This window comes from Variovorax sp. 10N420 (assembly GCF_056394705.1).
Genome location: NZ_JBFTIJ010000001.1, coordinates 778,650 through 802,352, shown reverse-complemented (window position 1 = coordinate 802,352; position 23,703 = coordinate 778,650). Strand labels below are relative to the sequence as shown.

The window sequence follows — 23,703 nt, the reverse complement described above, 5'->3', positions numbered from 1 at the left end:
ACGCGCCGCAGCGTCGAAAGTTTCAGCATGTGTCCACGTCAGTCATCGTGGCCGCTGCCCGGACGTTAAGTCATGGATGGGGCGCGTCAATGGCGCCGTATTTTGAGGAAGCAATACATCATGAAAAATCCAACCCGTCTCTTGGCTGTCACCGCTTCGGTGCTCGCCATTTCTGCTCTTACCGCTTGCGTGGCGCCGCAACCGGTTTATGAAACGGGGCGCTATCCGTACCAGCCGCCGCAACCTGTGGCGCAAGGGCCCTACGTCGAATACGGTCGCGTGGCCAACATCGAGGTCATCCGCAGCCAGTCGTCCGGCGCGCCCACTTCTGGTGGCGGTGCAGTTGCCGGCGGCTTGGTCGGTGGTGTGCTGGGCAACCAGATCGGCAGCGGAAACGGCCGCGCAGCGGCAACCGCGCTGGGCGTGGTCGGCGGTGCCTTGCTGGGCAACAGCGTCGAAGCCAACAACAACCGGCCTCGCGTGTATGAAAGCTACCGCGTGTCGGTCCAGACGGACAACGGCGGCTATCGCGCTTTCGACGTTCCTTCGCCCGGCGACCTTCGCATCGGCGACCGTGTGCGAATCGACAACGGCCAGATTTCGCGCTACTGAGCAGCGCGTCGTAGCGGTCCGGTCCAACGGAAAAAGCCGGGCAATGCCCGGCTTTTTTATGCCCGTTTCCGGATGGTTCGCGGATGGTCTGCGGGGGATGCTCAGTGCAGGAGATCATTCCCCGGCGCCGTCGTCGGGATCTTGAAAAAGCCGGTGCCGGCTGTGCCGCGTCCGATTTCTTCTTCCGTCGCTTCGCGCACCGATCTCACCGTCATGTCCAGCCGGATCGCGATACCGGCCAGAGGATGGTTGCCGTCGAGCACCAGGTGATCCGGATAGATCTCGCTCACTGTGTAGAGGACATCTTTCGGCATGTCCGGGTTCACGCCTGCCGGAAGTGCCGCACCGTCGAAGGTCATGCCTTCTTCAGTCCCTTCGGGGAAAAGATTGCGAGGTTCAAGAAACAGCAATTGGTCGTTGAAGTCGCCGAAAGCCTGCTCGGGCTCCAACTGCAGTTGCACCCGGGCGCCCGGCTCATGGCCAAGCAGCGCAGCTTCGATCGCGTCGAAGAGATCCTCACCACCGACGAGGAATTCGACGGGCTCGTCCAGCACGTCCAGCACTTCGCCCAGCGTGTCTTTCAGCGTCCAAGTCAAGCCGACCACGCATTGTTCAGAGATTTCCATTGCAGAATTCTCCCATGGAGATTGATCAACCCTTGCCCCTGCTTGGCGGCTTAAGTGCTCAGCAGTTCATGCGCCGTCACTGGCAGAAGAAGCCGCTGCTGATTCGACAGGCAGTGCCCGACATGGTGCCACCAATCGAGCGGGCACAACTGTTCGATTTGGCTGCGCAGGAGGGCGTCGAATCTCGCCTGATACGCCATGCGAAGACCGGTTGGTCACTGCGACACGGGCCGTTCGCTCGGCGGGCGCTGCCGTCATTGAAGCAAGCCGCGTGGACGCTTCTGGTCCAGGGAGTCGATCTGCACCATCAGGGTGTGCATGAGTTGTTGCAGCGGTTTCGATTCGTGCCCGACGCGCGGCTGGACGATTTGATGATCAGCTACGCGAGCGACGGCGGTGGCGTCGGGCCGCATTTCGACAGCTACGACGTGTTTCTGCTCCAGGCGCAGGGTCGCCGCCGCTGGTCGATCGGTCGTCAGCGCGATCTGCGGCTTCAACCGGATGTCCCGCTCAAGATCCTCGCGCAGTTCGAGCCTGAACAGACTTTCATCCTCGAGCCTGGCGACATGCTGTATCTGCCGCCGCGCTATGCGCACGATGGCGTCGCGGTTGGCGGCGATTGCGTGACCTACTCGATCGGTCTTCGTTCGCCTGCCGCTGCGCCGCTCGGCGCCGACCTGCTGGCGCGCATCGCCGAAGCGCAGGCCGATGCCGTGCAGGACGCAGTCGGCCAAGCCGCGGTGCACTACCGCGACCCCGCTCAGCCTGCGCTCGCCAATCCCGCGGAAATGCCGGCTGGGCTGCAAGCTTTTGCGCGCCAAGCCGTCCTTGCCGTCATGCGCGATGAAGACGTGATCGATCGCGCACTGGGCGAATCCATGACCGAACCCAAGCCGACCGTCTGGTTCGACCAGGGCGAGCCGCCTGCCGATCTGAACGCCATTGCACTGGATCGGCGCACGCGCATGCTGTATGACGCGCGCCATCTCTACATCAACGGCGAGAGTTTTCGTGCCTCGGGTCGCGATGCCAAGCTCATGCGCCGGTTGGCGGACCAGCGCACCCTCGGCCCGCGCGACTTGGCCGCCGCGAGCGACGATGCGCTAGCGCTATTGAGCGACTGGTGCGAAGCAGGATGGGCCCATGCCGAGTGAAAGCGAGGGCGCCGCCGCCATTCAACTGCCCAAAGGCGCATTCGACGGTCGCGATGCGTTCGACCTTCATCTGCGCAGCGCCTTGGCGGCCGCATCGCAGCAGAATTGGCGCGAAGTCGTATGGAGCGATCCGGACTTCAACGACTGGCCCCTCGGCGAACGCTCGGTCATCGAAGCGCTTCAGGCATGGGCGTCTTCGGGTCGCAGTCTCGTTCTGCTCGCCAGGACCTTCGATGTGTTTCAGCGCCACCACGCGCGATTCGTTCACTGGCGCCGTATGTGGGGCCACATCATCGACTGCCGCGTTTGCGATGGACCGGGTCTTCCGCAGGTGCCGAGCGCCATCTGGACGCCATCATGGTTTTTGCATCGCATCGACGTTGAGCATGTGCGGGGTGTCTGCGGGCACAGTCCGGAGGGGCGCCGTGCCATTCGCGAGCGTATCGAAGAGTGTCTTCGCCATGCGAAATCCGGCTTTCCGACCTCGACTCTGGGCTTGTAAGCCAATGCCGCGAATCGGGGCCTGAGACTTATCCGCGTGCAGATGCGGGTCTAGAATTTTCGAAACCTTCATCCAAAGGAGCCACGTAATGAAGAAGTCTCTCTTGCTCGCATCATTGATCGCCGCCGCCGCGTTGACGGCCTGCGGAAAAAAGGATGAGTCTGCGGTCCCACCGGCAGCACCAGCAGCATCAACAACGCCCGCTCCGGCGACAACCGCTCCGGCGCCTGCACCTGCTGCGCCTGCTGCATCGTCGACAGCGACGCCCGGCGCTTCGTCTTCAGCGCTCGACGCGGCCAACTCGGCGACGGATCAGGCCAAGAAGCAGCAGGACGGAACGGCTCCTTCCAAGCCCTGATGTGTCCATCCGTGAATGCGAAGGCCGCCCGAGGGCGGCCTTTTTCATGGACTGGGTTCTGATCTTCAGAGCGAGTCCATCAGATCGTCAGAGATCCAGCCAGGGCGAGCCTTCGGCGGCGGTGGCGGTGAGCATCTCGTGTTCGCTCGCACCCAGAGCTTCGGCCATGGCACGCCGCACGACGTCCGGCCTGTTGTTCTGCTCGCTCAAATGAGCGCCAACCACATGCCGAAGCCCCGGATGACACACCGCGCGCGCAATGGCCGCCGCGGCGATATTCGACAGATGGCCGTAGTTGCCCCCGACGCGCATCTTGAGAAAGGGTGGGTATGCAGAGCCCGCCAGCATTTCGCTGTCATGGTTGAACTCGAGCAACAAGGCGTCCAGCTGCATCAGCCGGGCCAGCACGTGCGGCGTTGCATGGCCTAAATCGGTCAGGATGCCGAGGCTGCGCGCGCCATCGGTGCAACGAAGCTGTAGCGGTTCGCGCGCATCATGCGGCACGGTGAAGGGCTGCACGAGCAGATCGCCCATCACGATTTCGAGGCCGTCCCTTGCGAGGTTCAGGCGGCCCTGGAAATCGCGGCCACCGGTGGCGAGCCATGTTCCTTCGCTCATCCAGACCGGAATGCGTTCGCGCCTTGAGAGCGCGTGCGCGCAGCCGATGTGGTCGCCGTGTTCATGCGTGATGAAAACGGCGTCGATGTCACAGGCAGCGACGCCGGCGTGCGCGAGGCGGGCGTCCAGGTGACGCAGCGCAAAGCCGCAGTCGACCAGGAGCCGTGACGTTCGGCCGCCGCTGGTCGCTTCGACCAGCGTGGCGTTGCCGGTGCTGCCGCTGCCCAGGCTGCGGAAGCGGAGCATGCGAGCCTGGCTTTACTTCAGGTCGTCAGCGATGACCTGGACGATGCGCTGCGCGTTGGCGGTGCTGTCCGGTGCGCCGGTGCCGTCGAGCACAGACACGGTGCTCGTATCGCCCTGGCTCTTGACGAGGATGCGGAACTTGAGCGGTGCCTCGGACTTGCTTGAGCCGAAGGTGAACAGCTTGCCGAAGAAGCCCGCCTCGTTCTTGTCTGCCTTCGGCGGCACGTAGCGGACGAAGTAGGTGCCGGCGCTGCGGTCGCGGTCTTCGACGGTGAAGCCGGTACGGTCGAGCGCCAGGCCCACGCGGCGCCATGCGCGTTCGAAGCCTTCGCTGATTTGCACGACCGGTTGGCCGCTGACGTTCGCGACGCGGGCGGTTTGCGCAGGGGCGGCAGCCGCGGCGAGCACCTTCGATTGCTCTTGCGACACGCCGAGCTTCACCATCAGGCGGCGGAGGAATTCGGCTTCGAGTTCAGGATCGCTCGGGCGCGGCTGCCACACCGTCTGGTCCTTGGTGTTGGTGCTGTAGACCTCTTGCATGCCGCGGTGGCTGATGAAGATCTCGGTGCCCGTCGGCGTGCGTTCCATGCGCGTGCGGAAGCGGTCGAGTTCGCCGGTCGAATAGACCGAATCCATGAACCTGCCGACCGTGCTGCGGATGATGTCCTGCGGCAGCTTGGCGCGGTTTTCGGCCCAGTCGGTTTCCATGATGCCGAGGTTGCGCTGCTCGGTGGTGAGCAGAAAGCCGCTCTCTTGCCAGAAGTCCTTGACGGGCTCCCAGAGTTGGTCCGCCGGTCGGTTGATGACCAGCCAGCGCTGCGTGCCCGAGCGTTCCATGCGCACGTCGCCCACGGAGCTCACGGCCGTCGGAAGGCTCGGCGCATTGGCAAGGCCTGCCTGGTAGCTGTTGGCGGTGACGGCACCGCCGGGCACCACGTAGCGGTTGTCGCGCGACAACTGCGTCAGGTCGGGCGGCACTTCGAGTGTGGGTGCCTTGCCGGCGCTCTTGTAGTCGATCTTGTCGCTTTCGAGGACCGAGCAAGCGGCAAGACTGGTGACCAGCGCCAGCAGTGCGAATCGCGAAATGGTGTTCAACGTCGTCTTCCTTCTAGGAATGTTTAGCTCAATCGATGGGCTGCAGCGCCCGCAGTTTCAGAGCGCAGTCCGGGCAAAAGGTTGCCGGGTTCGCAAACAGCGCAGTAAAGATGGGTCAATCCTTGAGGAGGCCGCTGGCGCGCAGGGCTGCCTCCACGACCGGCCGGCCGGCTTCGGCAAGCTCGGTCAGGGGCAGGCGCAACGCGCCGCCGCACAGGCCCAGCCGTGCCATGGCCCACTTGACCGGAATGGGGTTGGGTTCAACAAAGAGATGGCGATGCAGCGGCATCAGCTCGAACTGGATCTGCATCGCGCGCTTCACGTCGCCGGCGATTGCCGCCACGCAAAGCTCGTGCATCTTGCGTGGCGCCACGTTGGCGGTGACGCTGATGTTGCCTTGACCGCCGCATAGCATCAGTGCGACGGCGGTGGGGTCGTCCCCCGAATACACCGCGAAATTCTTGGGCACTTCGCGGATCAGCCATTGGGCGCGCTCGATGTTGCCCGTCGCTTCCTTGATGCCGATGATGCCGGGCACTTGCGCGAGGCGCAGCACGGTGTCGTGCGCCATATCGGCGACGGTGCGGCCTGGCACGTTGTAGAGCACGATCGGGAGGTCACCCACAGCTTCGGCGATGGCCTTGAAGTGCTGGAACTGGCCTTCCTGTGTCGGCTTGTTGTAGTAGGGGACGACCTGGAGCTGGCAATCGGCGCCGACGCCCTTGGCGAACCTGGCGAGCTCGATGGCTTCCTTGGTGGAATTGGCACCGCAGCCGGCCATGACTGGAACGCGGCCCCGGGCCTGTTCGACCGAGACGCGGATGATTTCGCAGTGCTCTTCGACGTCGACGGTGGGGGACTCGCCGGTGGTTCCGACCACGCCGAGACAATCCGTTCCTTCGTCGATGTGCCAGTCGATGAGTCGGCGCAGTGCGGGATAGTCGACGCTGCCGTCGTCAAGCATCGGCGTGACCAGTGCGACGATGCTGCCTGTCAGTTGCTCCAAGGGGATCTCTTTGTCGGTTGGACGAAAAGAGAGCATTCTACTGATCCGCCGCGGCGCCCGACTCAGGACCTGCCCGTGGTGAGCAGGGCCGCGAGCCTACGGGTCCTGGAGCGGATACCGCGATGGCGCGCCCGGCGCCGTCGGCTCCGGACGGACGGCCGCGATGCGCTGGACGAAGCGATCGGGCGAGGCGAGGAAGCCGTTTTCATACGCGATGACCTGCAGGTCGGCGCAAGCGGCCAGCAGCTCGCCGGGCTTCAGCAGGAAGTCGGGCCGGGACGGTTTGCCGACCGTTTCGTTGCCTTGCGCAAAGGTTTCATAAAGCAAAACCCCGCCCGGCGCGACGGCTGCCACGATATCTGGCAGCCGCGGACGCCAGAGATACCGGGTAACGACCACTGCGCCGAACACCTGTCCGGCGAAAGGCCACGGGCCTTCCTCGATGTCGGCCTGAAGAACCCGCCCGTAGGGTGCCGCCGTCGCGACCGCTTCCGGCGACCGATCCACACCCGTGACCGCATGGCCGCGTTCGGCGAACCAGCGCATATGGCGGCCCGAACCGCAGGCGACGTCCAGCACGGTAGCGCCCGGCGCCAGCAAAGACGACCAGCGGACGATCCAGGGCAACGGGGCCAGCGAGTGGTGATCGGGTGGCATCAGAAGCAAGCCCAGAGCTGGTCGATCAGGGTCACGAGGAACGCGGGGCGCGTATAGAGGGCGAACACGCCCGCCAGCGCGGCCATTGCTGCCGCGAGCCAGCCGGCGTGGATCAGGCGTTCGCGGTTCGGGCTTCGCATGGCGCTCTCAGGCCGGTTGCGCCGCCGGGCGCACGATGGCGCCTTCCTTCACCGGCAGGTTGATCAGCGCCGCGAACACGCCGAGCGCGATGGCCATGTACCAGACGACGTCGTAGCTGCCGGTGCGATCGTAGAGATAGCCGCCAAGCCACACCCCCAGGAACGAACCCACCTGGTGGCTGAAAAAGACGACGCCGCCCAGCATGGAGAGATGCGCCACGCCAAAGATCTGCGCCACGATGCCGCTCGTCAGCGGCACGGTCGACAGCCACAGGAACCCCATCACGCTCGCAAAGACATACACCGTCAGGGGCGAGATCGGAACGACCACGAACAAGGCGATCGCCAGCGCGCGGGCGATGTAGATCGCTGCGAGCAGCTTGCGCTTTGCCAGCCGCGCGCCGAGCGCTCCGGCGGTGTACGTGCCGAAGACGTTGAAGAGGCCGACCAGCGCGAGCGCGTAGCTCGCGACTTCGGGCGGCAGGCCCTTGTCACGCAGGTAGCTCGGCATGTGCACGCCAATGAACGCCAGCTGGAAGCCGCAAACCAGATAGCCGGCGGTCAGCAGCATGAAGCTCCGATATTTGAGGGCTTCCCGGATGGCTTCGCCAATGGTCTGGCTGCGGCGCACGGAACTCGCCGCCACGCGCGGCTCGCGAAGGCCGAAGGCCAGTGGTACGATGATCAGCACCATCATTGCGAGCACCACCAGTGCGGTCTGCCAGCCGAGATGGGCAATCAGCAGCCCTTCGACCGGCACCATGAGGAACTGCCCGAACGAGCCCGCGGCCGCGGCCACGCCCATGGCCCAGGAGCGCCGCTCGGGCGCGATTTGCCGGCCGATCACGCCGTAGATGACTGCGTAGGTCGTGCCGGCCTGCGCGGCACCGATCAGCACACCGGCCGTCAGCGCGAAGATGAAGGTCGAAGTCGAAAAGGCCATGCCGACCAGGCCCAGCGCATAGAGCACGGCGCCGGCCAGCAGGACGCGGAAGGCCCCCAGCTTGTCGGCCAGCATCCCGGCGAACACGCCGATCACGCCCCAGGAAAGATTCTGGATGGCGATGGCCAGCGAGAAGGCCTGCCGCGACCATCCGTTTTCCTGCGTGATCGGCTGCAGCCAAAGCCCGAACCCATGCCGGATGCCCATGGACATCGTGACGATCATGGCGCCGCAGATGAGAACCTGCTTGACGCTGAGAGGCTGGGTGGGGGAGGAAGTCATTCCGGGCAATGTACCGAAAAGGCGCATCGCGCGTGTGCGGCGAACGCGATGCGATTGTTGATATTTGCTCATCGGACTGATGCGCCACCGCGCTGTCGGGCGCGAGCCCTAGAATCCCGCGCCATGGCAAGCAAGGAACCAGGCAGTTACGGCGAGGCGTCTATACGCGTCCTCAAGGGGCTCGAGCCCGTCAAGCAGCGGCCGGGCATGTACACCCGCACCGACAACCCGCTGCACATCATTCAGGAAGTACTGGACAACGCCGCCGATGAGGCGCTCGCGGGGTACGGCAAGAAAATCAAGGTCACGCTGCACGCCGACGGCTCGACCAGCGTCGAAGACGACGGTCGCGGCATTCCATTCGGGTTGCATCCCGAAGAAAAGGCGCCGGTCGTCGAGCTGGTGTTCACGCGCCTGCACGCCGGTGGCAAGTTCGACAAGGGCTCCGGCGGCGCCTACAGCTTCTCCGGCGGCCTGCACGGGGTGGGCGTGTCGGTGACCAACGCGCTTTCGAAGCGGCTGGAAGTGACGTCGTACCGCGAGGGCTCGGTCGCGCAGATCGCTTTTGCCGCCGGCGACGTCATCGACAAACTGAAAGTGCGCCCGCAGGAAGTCGCGGCCGCCTCCAACGGCGACGGCCCGCGTGACCGCAAGCAAGGCACCACGGTGCGGGCATGGCCCGATCCGAAGTACTTCGAATCGCCGGCGCTCCCGATCAACGAGCTCACGCATCTCCTGCGAAGCAAGGCTGTTCTGATGCCGGGCGTCACCGTCACGCTCGTGGTCGAAAAGACCAAGGAAACACAGACGTGGCTCTACAAAGGGGGTCTTCGCGACTACCTGATGCAGACGCTCAACGGCGACCCTGTCATTCCCCTTTTCGAAGGCGCAGGACATGCGGACAAGAACGCCGACAACTTTGCCGAAGGCGAAGGCGCGGACTGGTGCGTCGCCTTCACCGAAGACGGCCAGCCCGTGCGCGAGAGCTACGTCAACCTGATCCCGACCAGCGCCGGCGGCACGCACGAGAGCGGCCTGCGCGATGGTCTCTTCAATGCGGTCAAAAGCTTCATCGAACTGCATTCGCTGCTGCCCAAGGGCGTGAAGCTGCTGCCCGAGGACGTCTTTGCGCGCGCTTCGTACGTGCTCTCGGCCAAGGTGCTCGATCCACAGTTCCAGGGCCAGATCAAGGAACGGCTCAATTCGCGCGATGCGGTGCGGCTGGTGTCCAGCTTTGTCCGGCCGGCGCTGGAGCTGTGGCTCAACCAGCATGTCGACTACGGCAGAAAGCTCGCTGAACTGGCGATCAAGGCTGCGCAGACGCGCCAGAGGGCCGGCCAGAAGGTCGAGAAACGCAAGGGTTCCGGCGTGGCCGTGCTGCCGGGCAAGCTGACCGACTGCGAGAGCAAGGACATCGCGCACAACGAAGTCTTTCTCGTCGAAGGGGATTCGGCTGGCGGCAGCGCCAAGATGGGCCGCGACAAGGAAAGCCAGGCGATCCTGCCGCTGCGGGGGAAGGTGCTCAACACCTGGGAGGTCGAGCGCGACCGGCTGTTTGCCAACACCGAAATCCACGACATCTCGGTGGCGGTCGGCGTCGATCCGCACGGGCCGGACGACACGCCCGACATGACCGGCCTGCGCTACGGAAAGATCTGCATCCTGAGTGATGCGGACGTCGACGGTTCGCACATCCAGGTGCTGTTGCTGACGCTGTTCTTCAGGCACTTTCCGAAGCTGATCGAAACGGGCCACGTGTATGTGGCCAAGCCGCCGCTCTTTCGCGTCGACGCGCCCGCACGCGGCAAGAAGCCGGCTTCCAAGGTGTATGCGCTGGACGAAGGTGAATTGACCGCGATTCTCGACAAGCTCCGCAAGGACGGCGTGCGCGAAGGCGCATGGAGCATCAGCCGCTTCAAGGGCCTTGGCGAAATGAGCGCCGAGCAGTTGTGGGAAACGACGCTCAACCCCGACACCCGCCGCCTGCTGCAAGTCCGCCTCGGGCGTTTCGACGTGCTCGGCACGCAGGGCGAGATCACCAAGCTCATGGGCAAGGGCGAAGCCGCCGCGCGCCGGGAACTGATGGAGCTGCGCGCGGACGACGTCGAGATCGATGTGTGACCCCCTCGAACAATTTGTGACGTTGCGGACGGTCTGGTGGGGTCGCTCGACCTCATAGTGGCGGATGGTCGTTCCCATGCGGATGTCTTTGCTGTCGATGTTGCTGGCCTGCGGGCTGGCGGTGCTGGCGCCACCGGCGCTGGCGGCTGACATCTACGGCTACGTCGACGACAAGGGCGTGGGGCATTTCGCATCTGAGAAGCTCGACGGTCGCTACCAGCTGTTCTTTCGTGGTGGACAGAGTTTCGATACCGCCAATGGCATTGGCGTGTGGGGTCGCGCCGGCAAGCGCCCGATCGATGGCAAGGTCCCCCGCGCATCCCAGGCGTTGCTGGCGATGTTCGAATCGTCCCCCGGCTACAAGACGGCGCAGGGCGCGATGCGCGATGCGGCGCGCCAGCTTTCGATCGACTACGAACTGCTCCAGGCGCTCATTGCCACCGAGTCAGGCTTCGATGCGCAGGCCGTGTCGCCCAAGGGTGCGCTCGGTTTGATGCAAGTGATGCCGGCGACTGCCGAGCGCTACGGTGTCGCGGCCGACAAGCGATCGTCGATCGAGAAGAAGCTCTTCGATCCGCGCATCAATATCGCCACCGGCTCGCGCTACCTGCGCGACCTGCTCGGCATGTTCCCCGGACAGCTCGAGCTGGCGCTGGCCGCCTACAACGCGGGCGAGGGCGCCGTCCAGCGTGCGGGCAACAGGGTGCCCAACTATCCCGAGACGCAGAACTACGTGACCACCGTGTTGCAGCTTTACGCCTATCTCAAGCCATCGGCTGCCGTCGGCCGCGGCAAAGCGCCGTCGCGCATTCGCATGGAAATGGGTGTGCCGGCGGGTGGAGCGCTCGGCCGTGGCAATATGCCGCCCGACGCACGTGACAGGCCGGTGATGCCGGCCTTGCCCGAGCCGGCGGGTTCTCCGTTGCAATGAGTTCGCAAGTTTCGATATTGGGGTGAGCGCGCCGAGGCGGCCCACCCTGCAATCACTTTTTTCCTGTCTTTCCTGTTTTTCCTGATCTCTCCATGGACTCCCAACCGACGCTCGATTTTCAGAGCCCCGAAGACGACAGCGCGCTGACGCTGGCCGACTATGCGCAGACCGCGTACCTCGAATACGCGCTGAGCGTCGTCAAAGGCCGTGCATTGCCCGACGTCAGCGACGGACAGAAGCCCGTGCAGCGGCGCATTCTTTATTCGATGTCCCGCATGGGCCTGGGCTTCGGGGGCACCAACGGCACCGTGGGCGCCAAGCCCGTCAAGAGTGCGCGCGTGGTCGGTGACGTGCTCGGCCGCTTCCATCCGCACAGCGACCAGGCCGCCTACGACGCGCTGGTGCGCATGGCGCAGGATTTCTCGCAGCGCTATCCGCTGGTCGACGGGCAGGGCAATTTCGGCAGCCGCGACGGCGATGGCGCCGCGGCCATGCGCTACACGGAAGCCCGTCTTGCGCGCATCACCAGCCTGCTACTGGACGAGATCGATGAAGGCACCGTCGACTTCATCCCCAACTACGACGGCTCGACCGAAGAACCGCGCTTGCTGCCCGCACGGCTGCCCTTTGCGCTTCTGAATGGCGCGAGCGGCATCGCCGTCGGCCTGGCCACTGAAATCCCGAGCCATAACCTGCGCGAGATTGCCGACGCCTGCGTGGCGCTGATCAAGTCCAACGGCAAGCTCAGCGATGAAGAACTGCTGGGTTTCGTTCCGGGGCCCGACTATCCGGGCGGCGCGCAGATCATCAGCAGTGCGGCGGACATCGCCGAGGCCTATCGCACGGGCCGGGGCTCGCTCAAGGTGCGCGCGCGCTGGAAGATCGAAGACCTCGCGCGCGGCCAGTGGCAACTCGTGGTCAACGAACTCCCGCCCGGCGTCAGCACGCAGAAGGTACTCGAAGAGATCGAGGAAATCACCAATCCGAAGGTGCGTGCCGGCAAGAAGGCTTTGAGCGCCGAGCAGACGCAGTTGAAGGCTGCCGTGCTGGCCGTGCTCGATGTCGTGCGCGATGAGTCGAGCAAGGACGCGCCCGTCCGTCTGGTGTTCGAGCCCAAGACCTCGCGCATCAGCCAGGAGGAATTCATCGGCACGCTGCTGTCGCAGACTTCGCTGGAAAGCTCGTCGCCGATCAATCTCACGATGGTGGGCATCGACGGCAAGCCGACGCAGAAGTCGCTGCGCCAGATGCTCAACGAGTGGATCGCCTTCCGCGAAGTCACGGTCGAGAAGCGCTCGCGCCATCGGCTCAACAAGGTGCTGGACCGCATCCACATCCTCGAAGGGCGGCAGCTGGTGCTGCTCAACATCGACGAGGTGATCGCCATCATCCGCGCGGCCGAGGACCCCAAGGCTGCATTGATCGCGCGCTTCAACCTTAGCGACCGACAGGCCGAAGACATCCTTGAAATCCGTCTGCGCCAACTCGCGCGGCTCGAGGCCATCAAGATCGAGCAGGAGCTCAAAGGGCTGCGCGAAGATCAGAAGAAGCTCGAAGAAATCCTCGGGAGCCCGGCCGCGCTGCGCCGACTGCTGGTGAAGGAGATCGAAGCCGACGCAAAGAACTTCGAAGACCCACGGCGCACGCTGATCCAGGCAGAGAAGCGCGCAATCGCCGAGGTGCGCGTGATCGACGAGCCGGTCACCGTGATCGTCTCGCAGAAGGGCTGGGTCCGCACGCAGAAGGGCTGGGCGAGCGAACGTGCGGCCGGCGCCGCCGCGCCCGAATACAGCTTCAAGTCGGGTGACGCGCTGTATGGCGCCTTCGAGTGCCGCACGGTCGACACGCTGCTCGTCTTTGGAACGGCCAAGGACAAGAGCGTGCGCGTCTACAGCGTGCCGGTGGCCTCGCTGCCGGGCGGACGCGGCGACGGCCAACCGGTCACCACGCTGATCGATCTGGAAAGCGGCACGCACGTGGCGCATTACTTCGCGGGGCCGCTCGGCGCCAATCTGCTGCTGTCGAGCACGGGCGGCTTCGGCTTCATCGCGGCGGTGGAGAACATGATTTCGCGCCAGCGCGGCGGCAAGGCCTTCATCGACGTGGGCGAGGGCGAGCAGCTGTGCAGGCCTTCGCTGGTGGGTGGCGCGGGTGGCGCCGAGCCAATGCCTGCGGCGACGCACGTCGCTTGCGCGTCGACGGGCGGACGCATCCTCACCTTCGAAATCGCCGAACTCAAGGCACTGCCGAAGGGCGGCCGCGGTCTCACGCTGATCGACCTGGAAGCCAAGGACACGCTCGCGGGCGCGGCGGCCTACACGCGCAGCGTGAAGATCGAAGGCATCGGTCGCGGCGCGAAGGAACGTGAAGAGACGCTGGAGATCCGCACGCTGAACAACGCACGCGCCGCGCGTGCTCGCAAGGGCAAGGCAGCGGATCTGGGCTTCAAGCCCACGAGCATCGCGCGCGTGCTGTAACCCCAGTCACGAAAGAAAAAGATGGAAGCCGGCGTCATCGGACTTTTCATAGCGGTCGTGAGCGGCTTCGGGAGCTTCATGTTCGGCCGCTGGCTTTCGCGCAAGCGGCGCGAGAAAAAGGCGGCGCAGGCCCGTGCGGCTGAACACGCATCGCAAAGCCGGCAGGTGCGGCGCGCCCGCGAGCGCCAGCGCCGCTGAAGGAGACCAAGGGCCGCTAACGCAAGCCCTGCCACCAGCGGACGTTGGTCCGCGGCTGGCCGATCGTGAGCACTTCGCCGAGTGTCGGCGTCGCCAGGACGATGTGCTTGCCTTCTGCCGCGGCCGCGATGCGGTCGAGCGGGTCGTGCCAGGTGTGGAACGCGAGATCGAAGGTGCTGTTGTGCACCGGCAAGAGCACCTTGCCGTTCAGGTCTTCAAAAGCCTGCGCGCCCTGTTCGGGTGTCATGTGAATCGAGGGCCAGTAGGCATCGTAGGCACCGTTCTCGATCATCACCAGATCGAAGCCGCCAAAGCGCTCGCCAATCTGCGCGAAGTGCTTCGAGTAGCCGGAGTCGCCGCTGTAGTAAATGCGCTGATTGCCGCTCTGGACCACCCATGAAGCCCAGAGCGTCTTGTCGCGGTCATTGATGGTTCGCCCCGAGAAGTGCTGCGAGGGCGTGGCCGTCACTTGCACGCCGCCTTGGCTGCGGGTCTGCCACCAGTCCAGTTCGGTGATGCGATCCGGGGGGACACCGAATTCGACAAGGCGGGCCTTCACGCCAAGCGGAACGAAATAGCGCTGCACGCGCAGCGCGAGGTACTCGATGGTTCCGGCGTCGAGATGGTCATAGTGGTCGTGCGAGATGATCACCCCTTCGATGGGGGGAAGTTGCTCCAGTGTGATGGGCGGCTTCTCGAAACGGTGCGGCCCGATCCACTGGAAGGGCGAAGCGCGTTCGCTGAACATCGGATCCGTCAGCCAGTATTTGCCATGCAGCTTGAGAAGGTTCGACGAATGCCCGATGCGCATCACATGATTGGCTTTGGGGTCCAGTGCTTCGAGCTGTTCGATGGTGACGGGTCGAACCGGAATGGGATCGACCGGCACTGCACCAGTCTTGGTTTCGAAGAGAAAGCGCGACCAGATCTTCCATTGGCTTTGGGTAGGTAGCGCGTCCGGGTTGGGCGGATTTCGAAAGCCACAGCCGTCGAACTGCGGCGACGCTGCGTAAGGGCTTTCGCAGGCGCCGTGCGTTGCGCAACTGGCGAGCAGCCCGCAGAAGGCCATCAGCAGGCTCGCAAACGCGCGGCGAGGCCATTCTTGCGGCAAGAGGAGTGGTTGCATTGGGTGCGGAGCTTAACCAACCTGGCGAGCACCACCCTGCGCTCCGGCATAGGCCGTTAGAGCCATTGATGCACGGCGTCAACCATGAAATATTGCAATCCACACGACGAGGAGCGGCATGGACGAGACCATCCAGAAGCTGGTTGCCGAGCGTCGCCGCGCACTCTATGGCGACGATGACGGACGACGGCCCTGGGGTTTGGCGCTCTCCGGCGGAGGCATTCGCAGCGCCACTTTTTGCCTTGGGCTTCTCAAGGCGCTGGCCAGCCATCGGCAACTGCTGAAGTTCGACCTGATCTCGACGGTGTCGGGCGGGGGCTACATCGGCGGGACGCTGGGGCGCTTGTGTACCAATGCCAATAGTCCCGACGAAGTGCGCGAGATCGAGCGCGCGCTCGGCGATGTCGATCGCTCCAGATTCGGATGGTGGCTGCGCGCCAATGGCCGCTACCTGATCCCCGGCGGCCTGCGCGACTCGCTCTTTGCGGGCGCGCTCTATCTTCGCAATCTGCTGGGCACGCACATCGAACTCGCGATCGCGGCGAGCCTGATCGGCATGGTGCTGGCTGCGACCAACCTGCTGCTGTGGGACGCGGTGTTCCGCGCGGTCGATCTCAACAGCGTGCCGCCCGACGTGGTGAGCAGCGTGGCCCAACTCGATTCGTTCCAGTACCTGCGATTGCTGGTGGAGTGGGCCACGTTATGGCCGACGCTGTGGTTCACGCTCGTGGGGCCTTTCCTTGCGTCTGTCGTGCTGGCATGCGCGTATTGGTCGGTGCGCGACAAGCCGTCTGCTTCGTCGATGCTTCTTCAGATCGCGATGTGGCTCGCACTCGGCGCGGGCGCGTGCTGGATCGGCGGGCCGCTGGTGGAGCGCTTCAGCGGACCCTTGTGGATTGCGCCCGCTTTCGTGGGTTTTGCGCTGTGCTGGGTGATTGCACTGCTCTGGGTGCTGTACTACAGCCGAAAAAAGAACGCGGCGGCCTTGCGCAATGAACTCACGGACCGCTTGGCGTCGGTGATCAACACGGCATTGCTGATCGTGATGCTGGGCCTTCTCGACCGCACGGCCTGGTGGTTGGCCGCCGAAGACCAGCAGCAGCGCGTCTCATACGGTGCGGCGTTGTTCGTGGTTGCCGCGGCGCTGCGGGGGGTGCTGCCAATGCTGCTGTCGCACCGGCAGGAAATCCCCGGGGTCGGCAAGACGCTCGTGTTGACGCTGGCAAGCCTGCTGGGGCTTGTCCTGGCCTTCTGCCTTGCGGCTTGGTGGGTGTCGGTGGTTTACGTGGCGGTGCTGCTCCCCGTGTTTACGCCCGCGGGACTTCAGTTCACGCGAGGCTGGGCCTGGCTCGGAACAATCGCGGTGATCATCGGCAGCTACGCGCTCGTGACAGGGCGCAACTTTGCCTTTCTCAACGTGTCGTCGTTGCACATGTTCTACAAGGCACGCATCGTCCGGGGCTATCTGGGCGCCGCCAATGCGAAGCGTCTCGGCGCCAGTCCGACCGATCAGGTGTCGGGGCTGGAGCCACCGGAAGTGCCGGTGGGCGAGGTCGATCCGCATGACGATATCTCGCAGCACGCATATGCACCGCAGACCCACGGCGGGCCCGTGCATCTCGCGAACGTCTGCATCAACCAGACGCACGACACCAAGGACCGGCTCTTCAACCGCGACCGCAAGAGCCAGCCGCTGACCATCGGTCCGCAGGGTTGGATGCAGGCCGGTGGCGCGAAGTGGATGCAGGCGCATGGCGATGGCGCGCTCACGCTCGGCGCGTGGATGGCGATCTCAGGCGCGGCCTTTGCACCGGCGATGGGCCGCCTGACCAAGCGCGGGCTTGCCGCGTTGTCGGTGTTCGCGGGCCTCCGGCTCGGCTACTGGTGGAACAGCGCCGAAGCCGGCATCGCACAGCGTGGGGCGGTCGTGCATGCGAGTCCGCTGCTGATGAAGACGCGGTTCCTGCTCCTGGAGTGCTTTGGCGCATTTCCAGGCAGCAGTTCGACCAACTGGTACCTGAGCGACGGCGGCCACTTCGAGAACACCGGCGCCTATACGTTGCTACGCCAGGAAGCCGCGTTGATCGTGATCGCGGATTGCGGCGCCGATCCCGAATATCGCTTCTGCGACCTCGAGGTCCTCATCCGGCGTGCGCGCATCGACCTCAATGCAGACATCACTTTCATGAAGCCGCGTCCCGGCGCGGAATGGACGCACCTGGAAGCCTTTGGCTCGCTCAATGATCTGTCGTCGCCGAGCAGCCAGGCCTGCCTCGCATTGGCTCAAGTGCGCTATGCGAGCGGGGCGACGGGGCAGATCGTGCTGGTCAAGCCCAACGTGTCGGCTTCGCTGCCGGTGGATCTGGTGAACTTCAAGGCGGCCAATCCGCTGTTTCCTCAACAGCCGACGACGGACCAGTTCTTCGACGAGGCGCAATGGGAGAGCTACTTCCGCCTGGGCGCGGAGATCGGCTACAGGCTCGAAGACGAGATGCTTGCGCACGTGGCCATGGGCGCGCCTGGCTTGTTCGTGCCCGACGACGGTCAGCCGAACGCCGCGGCGCATCCGGCCAAGGGCGACGACAAGGACAGCACTGCGGCGGCCGCTGTCGGATCGATGAGCCGCCTGCAGGCGCGAGTGCTCAGGGCGGGCGCCGTGACCGCCTCGATCGGCATCGGCACGGCTGCAACCTTCGGCGTAGCGGCCTGGCAAGGGATCGACAGCTGGCGCGTACAGCGCGCGGACCAGGAGAAGGCCGAGAACGCAGCCTTCAAGGACCTCACCGAGCGTTGGGCGCATCTGCATTCGGGCAACGCCACGGGCGACGCGCCTGCGTTGCTGGCGGCCGAATTGCTTCGCACGGGCGATCTGCTGTGCAGGGAAGGCAGCGACAACTTCATGGCCAAGTTCCGGTTGTCCGTGCGGATGGTGGACGACGCGAAGCAAGCCTGCTTCAACGAGGCGTTGCCGCAGCGCTCGCCCGCATGCGCTCGATTGCTCGATCCGGGCAATGGCATCGACTGCCTCCAGCCGGCGCAAGCGCCTCCGTGCGCACCGCTGTACTGGGCACGCGACTACAGCGGCCAGACGGGTTCGAAGCAGAACTGCAGCGGAATCCTGCCCGAGCCGTGGCCGATCGCGGCATGGGTGCGCGATGTGGTGACGGAATTGCGCGACAAAGTACAGGTGGCCGCGGCCCCGCCATCCCCGCCACCCCCGCAGCCTGCGCCTTCGGCCACGCCGCCGCTGGATTCGGCGAACGGCGTCCCATCGTACGGCTCGTCGTCGCCCGCCACGCCTGAGCCAGCACCTCCGGACGTCTGTGCCGGCGCGGTGATCTACATCCAGACCTACGGCACTGCACTGCGTGACAAGGCGCGCACGTGGCGAGGTCCCTGGCGCGCGTTGGGCGCTTCTGTACCGCCGATCGAAGATGTGCTGAGCACTTCGCGGCGTGCGGGCCGCTCGCCGCCGGTGGGGCATCCCGACCCGACGGTGGTCATTCGCGAGGAGTCGTCACGGGCTTGTGCGCAGGCACTGATCCGGACCGCGGCGTCGCCCACGGGCCAACCCTGGGTCATCAAGCTGCTGCCGAGGGCGATCACGGCCGATCCCGGTTCGATCGAAGTGTGGCTGCCCCGGATCAAGGATCCGGCAGCGAGTTGAAGTCGAACATCAGTCGGAGCCTTGTCGCCAGACCTTCGCCAGCACGCCCAGCTTGCTGCGGAAGGTGTGGCGTTCGTCGGAAAGCACGTCGATGAAGTCGGACAGCCGCCGCGATTTCACCATCGTGTAGACCGTGAGCCAGGTCGTGAACGCGAAAGTCACGCCGAACCAAAGCAGCTTGCGCCACATCGGCGAATCCGCTTCGGCCAGGAGGTTCATGCCGAGGAACCCGGTCGTGATGGTGCCGATCAGACCGAACAAGGTCACCACCGTGAGCCGCACGACCGTGTTGGCCTGCCGGCGAAGGCTGTCGGCTTCGAGGTAGGTGTTCATGTCCGCGATGCGCTCTTTGAGCTCGTCATAGAGCGGATCGAGGCCGAGGTGCGTGGTGCACAAATGCGATAGCGCACGCACTTGTGCCTGCTCGGAGATTTCGTGGAACCAGTAGCGATGCGTGAAGCGCAGGAAGCCTTCGAAGCTCCCGCGGATCGCACGCTTGAATCGCTTGACGCTGGCAATGTCGTGGATGTCCAGGTTGCGCAATGCTTCGACGAGCTTGTCCGAATACATCAGCAGCGCCGCCTTCTGGAAATGCGCGATGAGGAACAGCAGGAAGTGCTGGTGACGAAACTGCGCCAGAACGCCTCGGTCGCGGCAGCAGAAAAACTCCGAATCGGCTTGGCCCACCACGATGAGCGCGCGGCCATTGCACAGGTAGCGCGTGTTCGGTGCCGCTCCGGCGTTGACCCAAAAGCGGTCGTAGCAATAGCGCTGCTCGAAATCCACCATGAGATCGTCCGGCAAGGGCAGGGGGCCTGTGCCCGACACCGCGGGCTCCGCCGCGCCCGAAACGAGGGCGAGCCGGATGAAATCGGAACGCGACAGCCGTCTCGGATCATCGAGCGCCAGATACGCCATCACGGGCATGCGGTAGTACTCGATCTGCCGATAGCGCAACTCGCCGTGCTCATCGGAATGATCGATCACCAGCGGCCGCATCAGCCACGCCCAATGCGCGGCAATGCGGGGCGCACGGTGCTCCGCGACGTGAGACAGGAAGGGCTCGCGCTGCTGCGCGTCGGAGGCTGACAACACCGTGCCATCCGCGGCCAGCCACTCGACGCTGTGCATGCAATGCAGCGCAGCGCCTTTCGCGTCCCACCCGCCGGGGTATGCGCGGCCAAAGCGATAGAGGATCTCCTGCGCTTGCGGCAGGCTGAGGTTGTCGGCCCCGACTTCCATGTTGAGGATCACCACGTCGACGTCGAAGAAGAAGTAGAGATCGACGTGCACCATCTTCAGTGTGATGGGCGCGTCGCCCGATCGCGCCACCACGCGCACGGCTGCCACATCGCTGCGGCGAAATACGCGCATCGGCGAATCGCTCCCGGAGCCTGTGCCGCCGCCCTGTTGCCCCTTGCGCCCGTCGCCGTAAAGAAAACGCTGCACGTAGGGCAGGAAGCTCACGAACTCGTTGTAGTGCCGCTCGTGAAAGCGATCGCTGCCGCCGGTGTATTCGTCGATCTCTTCGCGCCATGGCGATGCATCGCCGAGATCGCGCAAGACCTGCCACGGGCCGCGATGCGCGTGGCGCGGCTGTGCCGTCGGCATCAGGCGCAAAGGCCAGAGCAGCGTCTGGCGAAGGTGATGCACCGCGGGCGCGTTTTCGCCGGCGGCGTGCTGCGTTTGCGCTTCCGATGTTTCGGTGATCAGCATCGCGCCAGTGTAGGCACGCCGGGGTCTTAGGGGAATCCCTAGGATGGTGCTGAAACCGGTTTCACATATACTGACTCGCACCGCGGCGACGTTCGCTCGACGCGCCAACGCACCATTCCGAACCCGCATTCAGTCGCCGCTCTTCCGTGCACTATCAATTCCAGTTCGACGCTGTTTTTGCGGCATGGCCGCTGCTGCTGAAGGGCACGTGGATCACCATCCAGCTCTCGCTGGTCGCCACGTTGCTGGGCCTGGTGGTCGCCATCTTCTGCGCCTGGGGCAAGACTTCAGGCCCTGGCTGGCTGCGCTTCATCGTCAACGCCTATATCGAGATCATCCGCAACACGCCATTCCTGGTGCAGTTGTTCTTCTTTTTCTTTGCGCTGCCGGCGATCGGCTTGCGTTGGTCGCCGTACACGGCGGCGCTCACGGCCATGGTGGTGAACCTTGGCGCCTACGCCGCCGAGATCGTCCGCGCCGGCATCGAATCCATTCCCAAGGGCCAGATCGAAGCGGGCAGGGCGCTCAATCTCAAGCCTTGGGAGATCTTTCGCTTCGTGATCATCAAGCCGGCCCTCAAGGCGATCTACCCGGCGCTCACGAGCCAGTTCATTCTGCTGATGCTGAGTTCGGCGGTGGTGTCGGTGATTTCGGCTGATGACCTCACATCGGTCGCCGCCAACCTGCAATCGCAAACGTTCCGCAGCTTCGAGATCTACATCGTCGTGGCGTGTATCTACCTGGCGCTGGCGCTGTCGTTCTCGGCGCTTTTCAAGCTGATCTACAGGCGCACCCTCAACTATCCGGATCGGCGCTGAGCACCATGCGTACCTTCGGTTTTCCAGAATTCTTTTTCATCCTCCAGGCCGCTCAATGGACGCTGGCGCTGTCGCTGATCGCGTTCATCGGCGGTGCGATCCTGGGGCTTGTGATCGCGCTCGCGCGCACGTCCGAGAACAAGATCGCGCGTGTGCTCTCGACGGGCTTCATCCAGATTTTCCAGGGCACGCCGCTGCTGCTGCAACTGTTCCTGATCTTCTTCGGCGCGCCAGTGCTGGGCCTGGACATCAATCCATGGATCGCCGCGGGCGTGGCGCTCATCCTGAACAGCGCGGCCTTCCTCGGCGAAATCTGGCGCGGGTGCATCGAAGCGATTCCGCGCGGCCAGTGGGAAGCCGCGCAGGCGCTCAATCTCAACTACACGTCACGCATGCGCGACGTGGTGCTGCCGCAGGCTTTCAAGATCGCGCTGCCGCCGACGGTGGGCTATGTGGTGCAGATCATCAAGGGCACCTCGCTCGCGGCCATCATCGGGTTCACCGAAATCACGCGGGCCGGGCAGATCATCAATAACGCGACCTTCCAGCCGCTGCAGGTCTTCACGACAGTCGCCGCGATCTATTTCGTCATCTGTTGGCCGCTGTCCTTGGTCGCCGCGCGCATGGAGCGCAAGCGAGCGCGGACCCTCGGTAGATGAAGTACTCCCCCATGCTTCGCGCACTTCGTGTCTCTGCGCAAACCCCCTCGCCGGGGGCAACACCAGCGGCCCGGCAAAGCCGGTTCCGCGGTGTTTCGTGAATTCCATTCTTCTCGTCCGTTCAATGAAGGAGCTTTTGACATGATCCGTTCTACTACCCGCCGCGCTGCCATTGCAGCGTTGGGCCTGGGCGCCGCGCTGACCGTATTCGCGCCCCTCGCATCCGCGCAGTCCGTGGCCGACATCAAGAAGAAGGGCGAAATCACCATCGGGATGCTGGTCGACTTTCCGCCTTACGGCACGACCAACGCGCAGAACCAGCCCGACGGCTATGACGCCGACGTCGCCAAGCTGCTCGCGAAGGACTGGGGCGTGAAGGCCAACATCGTGCCGGTCACCGGCCCCAATCGCATTCCCTTCCTGCTGACCAACAAGGTCGACTTGCTGGTTGCTTCCCTGGCGATCACGCCCGAGCGCGCCAAGCAGGTCCAGTTCTCGCAGCCTTATGCGGCGGCGACCATCGTGCTCTACGGCAAGACCAGCGCGCCTATCAAGAGCGCCGCCGATTTGAAGGGCGTGCGCGTGGGTGTCGCTCGCGCCAGCACGCAAGACGTCGCTGTGACCAAGGCCGCGCCCGAAGGCACGGAGATCCGCCGCTTCGACGACGACGCGTCGGCCATGCAAGCGCTGATGTCGGGGCAGGTCGATGCGATCGGTGCGTCCACCACCGTTGCCGCGCAGATCGCCAAGCGCGTGCCCGCCAACACCTACGAAAACAAGTTCACGCTGGTGCAGCAGAACATGGGCATCGCGATGCGCCCGGGCCAGGAAGACCTGCTCAAGAACGTGAATGAGTTCGTGCAGAAGAACACCGCCAATGGCGAGCTGAACAAGCTCTACCAGAAGTGGTTGCAGACCGACCTGCCCAAGCTGCAGTAAGCGCCAGGCCTTTCCAGGGAACATCCATGACCGACGCAGTCACGACCGACGCCGGCACCGATCCGATCATTCGGATGGATGCGGTGAACAAGTGGTACGGTACTTTCCAGGTGCTGACCGGCATCGACCTTTCGGTGCGCACCGGCGAACGCATCGTGATCTGCGGGCCTTCGGGCTCGGGAAAGTCGACGCTGATCCGCTGCATCAACCGGCTTGAGACAGTGCAGCAGGGGCGCATCGTCGTCGACGGCATCGATCTCACCGCCGGCGGCAAGAACGTCGATGCGGTCCGGGCCGAGGTCGGCATGGTGTTCCAGCAGTTCAACCTGTTTCCGCACCTCACCATCCTGCAGAACTGCACGCTCGCGCCCATGCGTTCGCGCGGCATGTCGAAGGCGCAGGCTGAAGAGGTCGCGATGAAGTACCTCACGCGCGTGCGCATTCCCGAGCAGGCGAACAAGTACCCGAGCCAACTCTCAGGTGGCCAGCAGCAGCGTGTCGCGATTGCACGCGCGCTTTGCATGTCGCCCAAGATCATGCTGTTCGACGAGCCCACTTCGGCGCTCGACCCCGAGATGGTCAAGGAAGTGCTCGACACCATGATCGGCTTGGCCGAAGACGGCATGACCATGCTGTGCGTGACGCATGAGATGGGTTTTGCGCGCAGCGTGGCTGATCGCGTGATCTTCATGGCCGACGGCAAGATCATCGAGCAGGCGCCACCGGCCGAGTTCTTCGGCAACCCCCAGAACGAAAAAACGCGCCAGTTCCTCGGCCAGATCCTCAGCTCGCACCAGGCGCATTGATGCGTC

22 protein-coding genes are annotated in these 23,703 nt (G+C 64.5%); 13 read left to right on the top strand and 9 right to left on the bottom strand.

Annotated elements, in window-relative coordinates; genetic code table 11:
- The first annotated feature begins 120 nt into the window (after positions 1-120).
- Positions 121-612, top strand: a complete 492-nt coding sequence (locus tag AC1DEK_RS03685; RefSeq protein ID WP_478123826.1) for an outer membrane lipoprotein — start codon at positions 121-123, stop codon at positions 610-612.
- Between the two features lie 101 nt (positions 613-713).
- On the opposite strand, the gene AC1DEK_RS03680 is transcribed toward AC1DEK_RS03685, so the two are convergent.
- Complete coding sequence (locus tag AC1DEK_RS03680) at positions 714-1,238, bottom strand: FKBP-type peptidyl-prolyl cis-trans isomerase (protein WP_478123825.1); 525 nt, start codon at positions 1,236-1,238, stop codon at positions 714-716.
- A 14-nt stretch (positions 1,239-1,252) separates the two neighbouring features.
- Between AC1DEK_RS03680 and AC1DEK_RS03675 the strand changes: the two genes are divergently transcribed.
- The 3 genes from AC1DEK_RS03675 (at position 1,253) to AC1DEK_RS03665 (ending at position 3,252) form a co-directional block, all read left to right on the top strand.
- Complete coding sequence (locus AC1DEK_RS03675) at positions 1,253-2,392, top strand: JmjC domain-containing protein (protein WP_478123824.1); 1,140 nt, start codon at positions 1,253-1,255, stop codon at positions 2,390-2,392.
- A complete protein-coding gene (locus tag AC1DEK_RS03670) occupies positions 2,382-2,894 on the top strand; it encodes a hypothetical protein (RefSeq protein WP_478123823.1) in 513 nt (170 codons plus the stop codon). Before AC1DEK_RS03675 ends, AC1DEK_RS03670 begins: the two co-directional genes overlap by 11 nt.
- Before the next feature lie 88 nt (positions 2,895-2,982).
- Positions 2,983-3,252 carry a hypothetical protein gene (locus AC1DEK_RS03665; protein ID WP_478123822.1) on the top strand — a complete coding sequence of 90 codons (270 nt, stop codon included), beginning with the start codon at positions 2,983-2,985 and terminating at the stop codon, positions 3,250-3,252.
- Between the two features lie 87 nt (positions 3,253-3,339).
- Here AC1DEK_RS03665 and AC1DEK_RS03660 read toward each other — a convergent pair whose 3' ends face one another.
- From AC1DEK_RS03660 to AC1DEK_RS03635, 6 genes are all read right to left on the bottom strand, one after another.
- The gene (locus AC1DEK_RS03660; protein ID WP_478123821.1) at positions 3,340-4,116 is read right to left on the bottom strand and encodes an MBL fold metallo-hydrolase; all 777 of its coding nucleotides are present in this window, start codon (positions 4,114-4,116) and stop codon (positions 3,340-3,342) included.
- 12 nt (positions 4,117-4,128) lie between these two features.
- On the bottom strand, positions 4,129-5,211 hold the full coding sequence (bamC, locus tag AC1DEK_RS03655) for an outer membrane protein assembly factor BamC (protein WP_478123820.1): 1,083 nt from the start codon (positions 5,209-5,211) through the stop codon (positions 4,129-4,131).
- Between the two features lie 115 nt (positions 5,212-5,326).
- Positions 5,327-6,253 carry a 4-hydroxy-tetrahydrodipicolinate synthase gene (gene dapA, locus AC1DEK_RS03650; RefSeq protein WP_478123819.1) on the bottom strand — a complete coding sequence of 309 codons (927 nt, stop codon included), beginning with the start codon at positions 6,251-6,253 and terminating at the stop codon, positions 5,327-5,329.
- Positions 6,254-6,313: 60 nt separating this feature from the next.
- Positions 6,314-6,874, bottom strand: coding sequence for a class I SAM-dependent methyltransferase (locus tag AC1DEK_RS03645; protein WP_478123818.1), 561 nt, complete (start codon positions 6,872-6,874; stop codon positions 6,314-6,316).
- Complete coding sequence (locus tag AC1DEK_RS03640; protein WP_478123817.1) at positions 6,874-7,014, bottom strand: hypothetical protein; 141 nt, start codon at positions 7,012-7,014, stop codon at positions 6,874-6,876. The genes AC1DEK_RS03645 and AC1DEK_RS03640 overlap by 1 nt, the downstream gene beginning before the upstream one ends.
- 7 nt (positions 7,015-7,021) lie before the next feature.
- Positions 7,022-8,239 carry an MFS transporter gene (locus AC1DEK_RS03635; RefSeq protein ID WP_478123816.1) on the bottom strand — a complete coding sequence of 406 codons (1,218 nt, stop codon included), beginning with the start codon at positions 8,237-8,239 and terminating at the stop codon, positions 7,022-7,024.
- 123 nt (positions 8,240-8,362) lie between these two features.
- Between AC1DEK_RS03635 and AC1DEK_RS03630 the strand changes: the two genes are divergently transcribed.
- The 4 genes from AC1DEK_RS03630 to AC1DEK_RS03615 all read left to right on the top strand — a co-directional run bounded on the left by AC1DEK_RS03630 (position 8,363) and on the right by AC1DEK_RS03615 (position 13,966).
- Entirely contained in the window at positions 8,363-10,360 is a 1,998-nt protein-coding gene (locus AC1DEK_RS03630) for a DNA topoisomerase IV subunit B (protein WP_478123815.1), read from the top strand.
- 76 nt (positions 10,361-10,436) lie between these two features.
- Complete coding sequence (locus AC1DEK_RS03625) at positions 10,437-11,291, top strand: lytic transglycosylase domain-containing protein (protein ID WP_478123814.1); 855 nt, start codon at positions 10,437-10,439, stop codon at positions 11,289-11,291.
- Between the two features lie 92 nt (positions 11,292-11,383).
- Complete coding sequence (parC, locus tag AC1DEK_RS03620) at positions 11,384-13,768, top strand: DNA topoisomerase IV subunit A (protein ID WP_478123813.1); 2,385 nt, start codon at positions 11,384-11,386, stop codon at positions 13,766-13,768.
- A gap of 21 nt (positions 13,769-13,789) precedes the next feature.
- The gene (locus AC1DEK_RS03615; RefSeq protein ID WP_478123812.1) at positions 13,790-13,966 is read left to right on the top strand and encodes a hypothetical protein; all 177 of its coding nucleotides are present in this window, start codon (positions 13,790-13,792) and stop codon (positions 13,964-13,966) included.
- Positions 13,967-13,982: 16 nt separating this feature from the next.
- Here AC1DEK_RS03615 and AC1DEK_RS03610 read toward each other — a convergent pair whose 3' ends face one another.
- Complete coding sequence (locus AC1DEK_RS03610; protein ID WP_478123811.1) at positions 13,983-15,092, bottom strand: MBL fold metallo-hydrolase; 1,110 nt, start codon at positions 15,090-15,092, stop codon at positions 13,983-13,985.
- A gap of 118 nt (positions 15,093-15,210) precedes the next feature.
- Here AC1DEK_RS03610 and AC1DEK_RS03605 point away from each other — a divergent pair, with 118 nt between their 5' ends.
- Positions 15,211-18,759 (top strand): patatin-like phospholipase family protein, encoded by a 3,549-nt coding sequence (locus AC1DEK_RS03605; protein WP_478123810.1) that lies wholly within the window; start codon positions 15,211-15,213, stop codon positions 18,757-18,759.
- Between the two features lie 9 nt (positions 18,760-18,768).
- Here AC1DEK_RS03605 and AC1DEK_RS03600 read toward each other — a convergent pair whose 3' ends face one another.
- Positions 18,769-20,475, bottom strand: coding sequence for a hypothetical protein (locus AC1DEK_RS03600; protein WP_478123809.1), 1,707 nt, complete (start codon positions 20,473-20,475; stop codon positions 18,769-18,771).
- Positions 20,476-20,621: 146 nt separating this feature from the next.
- On the opposite strand from AC1DEK_RS03600, the gene AC1DEK_RS03595 reads away from it, so the two are divergent.
- The 4 genes from AC1DEK_RS03595 to AC1DEK_RS03580 all read left to right on the top strand — a co-directional run bounded on the left by AC1DEK_RS03595 (position 20,622) and on the right by AC1DEK_RS03580 (position 23,697).
- On the top strand, positions 20,622-21,293 hold the full coding sequence (locus AC1DEK_RS03595) for an amino acid ABC transporter permease (protein WP_478123808.1): 672 nt from the start codon (positions 20,622-20,624) through the stop codon (positions 21,291-21,293).
- Between the two features lie 5 nt (positions 21,294-21,298).
- Positions 21,299-21,952 (top strand): amino acid ABC transporter permease, encoded by a 654-nt coding sequence (locus tag AC1DEK_RS03590; RefSeq protein WP_478123807.1) that lies wholly within the window; start codon positions 21,299-21,301, stop codon positions 21,950-21,952.
- Positions 21,953-22,093: 141 nt separating this feature from the next.
- Positions 22,094-22,891 carry a transporter substrate-binding domain-containing protein gene (locus AC1DEK_RS03585; RefSeq protein WP_478123806.1) on the top strand — a complete coding sequence of 266 codons (798 nt, stop codon included), beginning with the start codon at positions 22,094-22,096 and terminating at the stop codon, positions 22,889-22,891.
- Positions 22,892-22,917: 26 nt separating this feature from the next.
- Complete coding sequence (locus AC1DEK_RS03580) at positions 22,918-23,697, top strand: amino acid ABC transporter ATP-binding protein (RefSeq protein WP_478123805.1); 780 nt, start codon at positions 22,918-22,920, stop codon at positions 23,695-23,697.
- Positions 23,698-23,703: the final 6 nt, after the last annotated feature.

Excerpts from the sequence above, each read along its gene's own strand:
- AC1DEK_RS03665 (WP_478123822.1), top strand. The coding sequence starts at position 2,983 with ATGAAGAAGTCTCTCTTGCTCGCATCATTGATCGCCGCCGCCGCGTTG.
- dapA (WP_478123819.1), bottom strand. The coding sequence starts at position 6,253 with ATGCTCTCTTTTCGTCCAACCGACAAAGAGATCCCCTTGGAGCAACTG.
- AC1DEK_RS03670 (WP_478123823.1), top strand. The coding sequence starts at position 2,382 with ATGCCGAGTGAAAGCGAGGGCGCCGCCGCCATTCAACTGCCCAAAGGC.
- AC1DEK_RS03625 (WP_478123814.1), top strand. The coding sequence starts at position 10,437 with ATGCGGATGTCTTTGCTGTCGATGTTGCTGGCCTGCGGGCTGGCGGTG.
- AC1DEK_RS03645 (WP_478123818.1), bottom strand. The coding sequence starts at position 6,874 with ATGCCACCCGATCACCACTCGCTGGCCCCGTTGCCCTGGATCGTCCGC.
- AC1DEK_RS03580 (WP_478123805.1), top strand. The coding sequence starts at position 22,918 with ATGACCGACGCAGTCACGACCGACGCCGGCACCGATCCGATCATTCGG.
- AC1DEK_RS03640 (WP_478123817.1), bottom strand. The coding sequence starts at position 7,014 with ATGCGAAGCCCGAACCGCGAACGCCTGATCCACGCCGGCTGGCTCGCG.
- AC1DEK_RS03680 (WP_478123825.1), bottom strand. The coding sequence starts at position 1,238 with ATGGAAATCTCTGAACAATGCGTGGTCGGCTTGACTTGGACGCTGAAA.
- AC1DEK_RS03610 (WP_478123811.1), bottom strand. The coding sequence starts at position 15,092 with ATGCAACCACTCCTCTTGCCGCAAGAATGGCCTCGCCGCGCGTTTGCG.
- AC1DEK_RS03635 (WP_478123816.1), bottom strand. The coding sequence starts at position 8,239 with ATGACTTCCTCCCCCACCCAGCCTCTCAGCGTCAAGCAGGTTCTCATC.
- AC1DEK_RS03605 (WP_478123810.1), top strand. The coding sequence starts at position 15,211 with ATGGACGAGACCATCCAGAAGCTGGTTGCCGAGCGTCGCCGCGCACTC.
- AC1DEK_RS03630 (WP_478123815.1), top strand. The coding sequence starts at position 8,363 with ATGGCAAGCAAGGAACCAGGCAGTTACGGCGAGGCGTCTATACGCGTC.
- AC1DEK_RS03675 (WP_478123824.1), top strand. The coding sequence starts at position 1,253 with ATGGAGATTGATCAACCCTTGCCCCTGCTTGGCGGCTTAAGTGCTCAG.
- AC1DEK_RS03600 (WP_478123809.1), bottom strand. The coding sequence starts at position 20,475 with ATGCTGATCACCGAAACATCGGAAGCGCAAACGCAGCACGCCGCCGGC.
- AC1DEK_RS03685 (WP_478123826.1), top strand. The coding sequence starts at position 121 with ATGAAAAATCCAACCCGTCTCTTGGCTGTCACCGCTTCGGTGCTCGCC.
- AC1DEK_RS03590 (WP_478123807.1), top strand. The coding sequence starts at position 21,299 with ATGCGTACCTTCGGTTTTCCAGAATTCTTTTTCATCCTCCAGGCCGCT.
- AC1DEK_RS03615 (WP_478123812.1), top strand. The coding sequence starts at position 13,790 with ATGGAAGCCGGCGTCATCGGACTTTTCATAGCGGTCGTGAGCGGCTTC.
- AC1DEK_RS03660 (WP_478123821.1), bottom strand. The coding sequence starts at position 4,116 with ATGCTCCGCTTCCGCAGCCTGGGCAGCGGCAGCACCGGCAACGCCACG.
- AC1DEK_RS03585 (WP_478123806.1), top strand. The coding sequence starts at position 22,094 with ATGATCCGTTCTACTACCCGCCGCGCTGCCATTGCAGCGTTGGGCCTG.
- parC (WP_478123813.1), top strand. The coding sequence starts at position 11,384 with ATGGACTCCCAACCGACGCTCGATTTTCAGAGCCCCGAAGACGACAGC.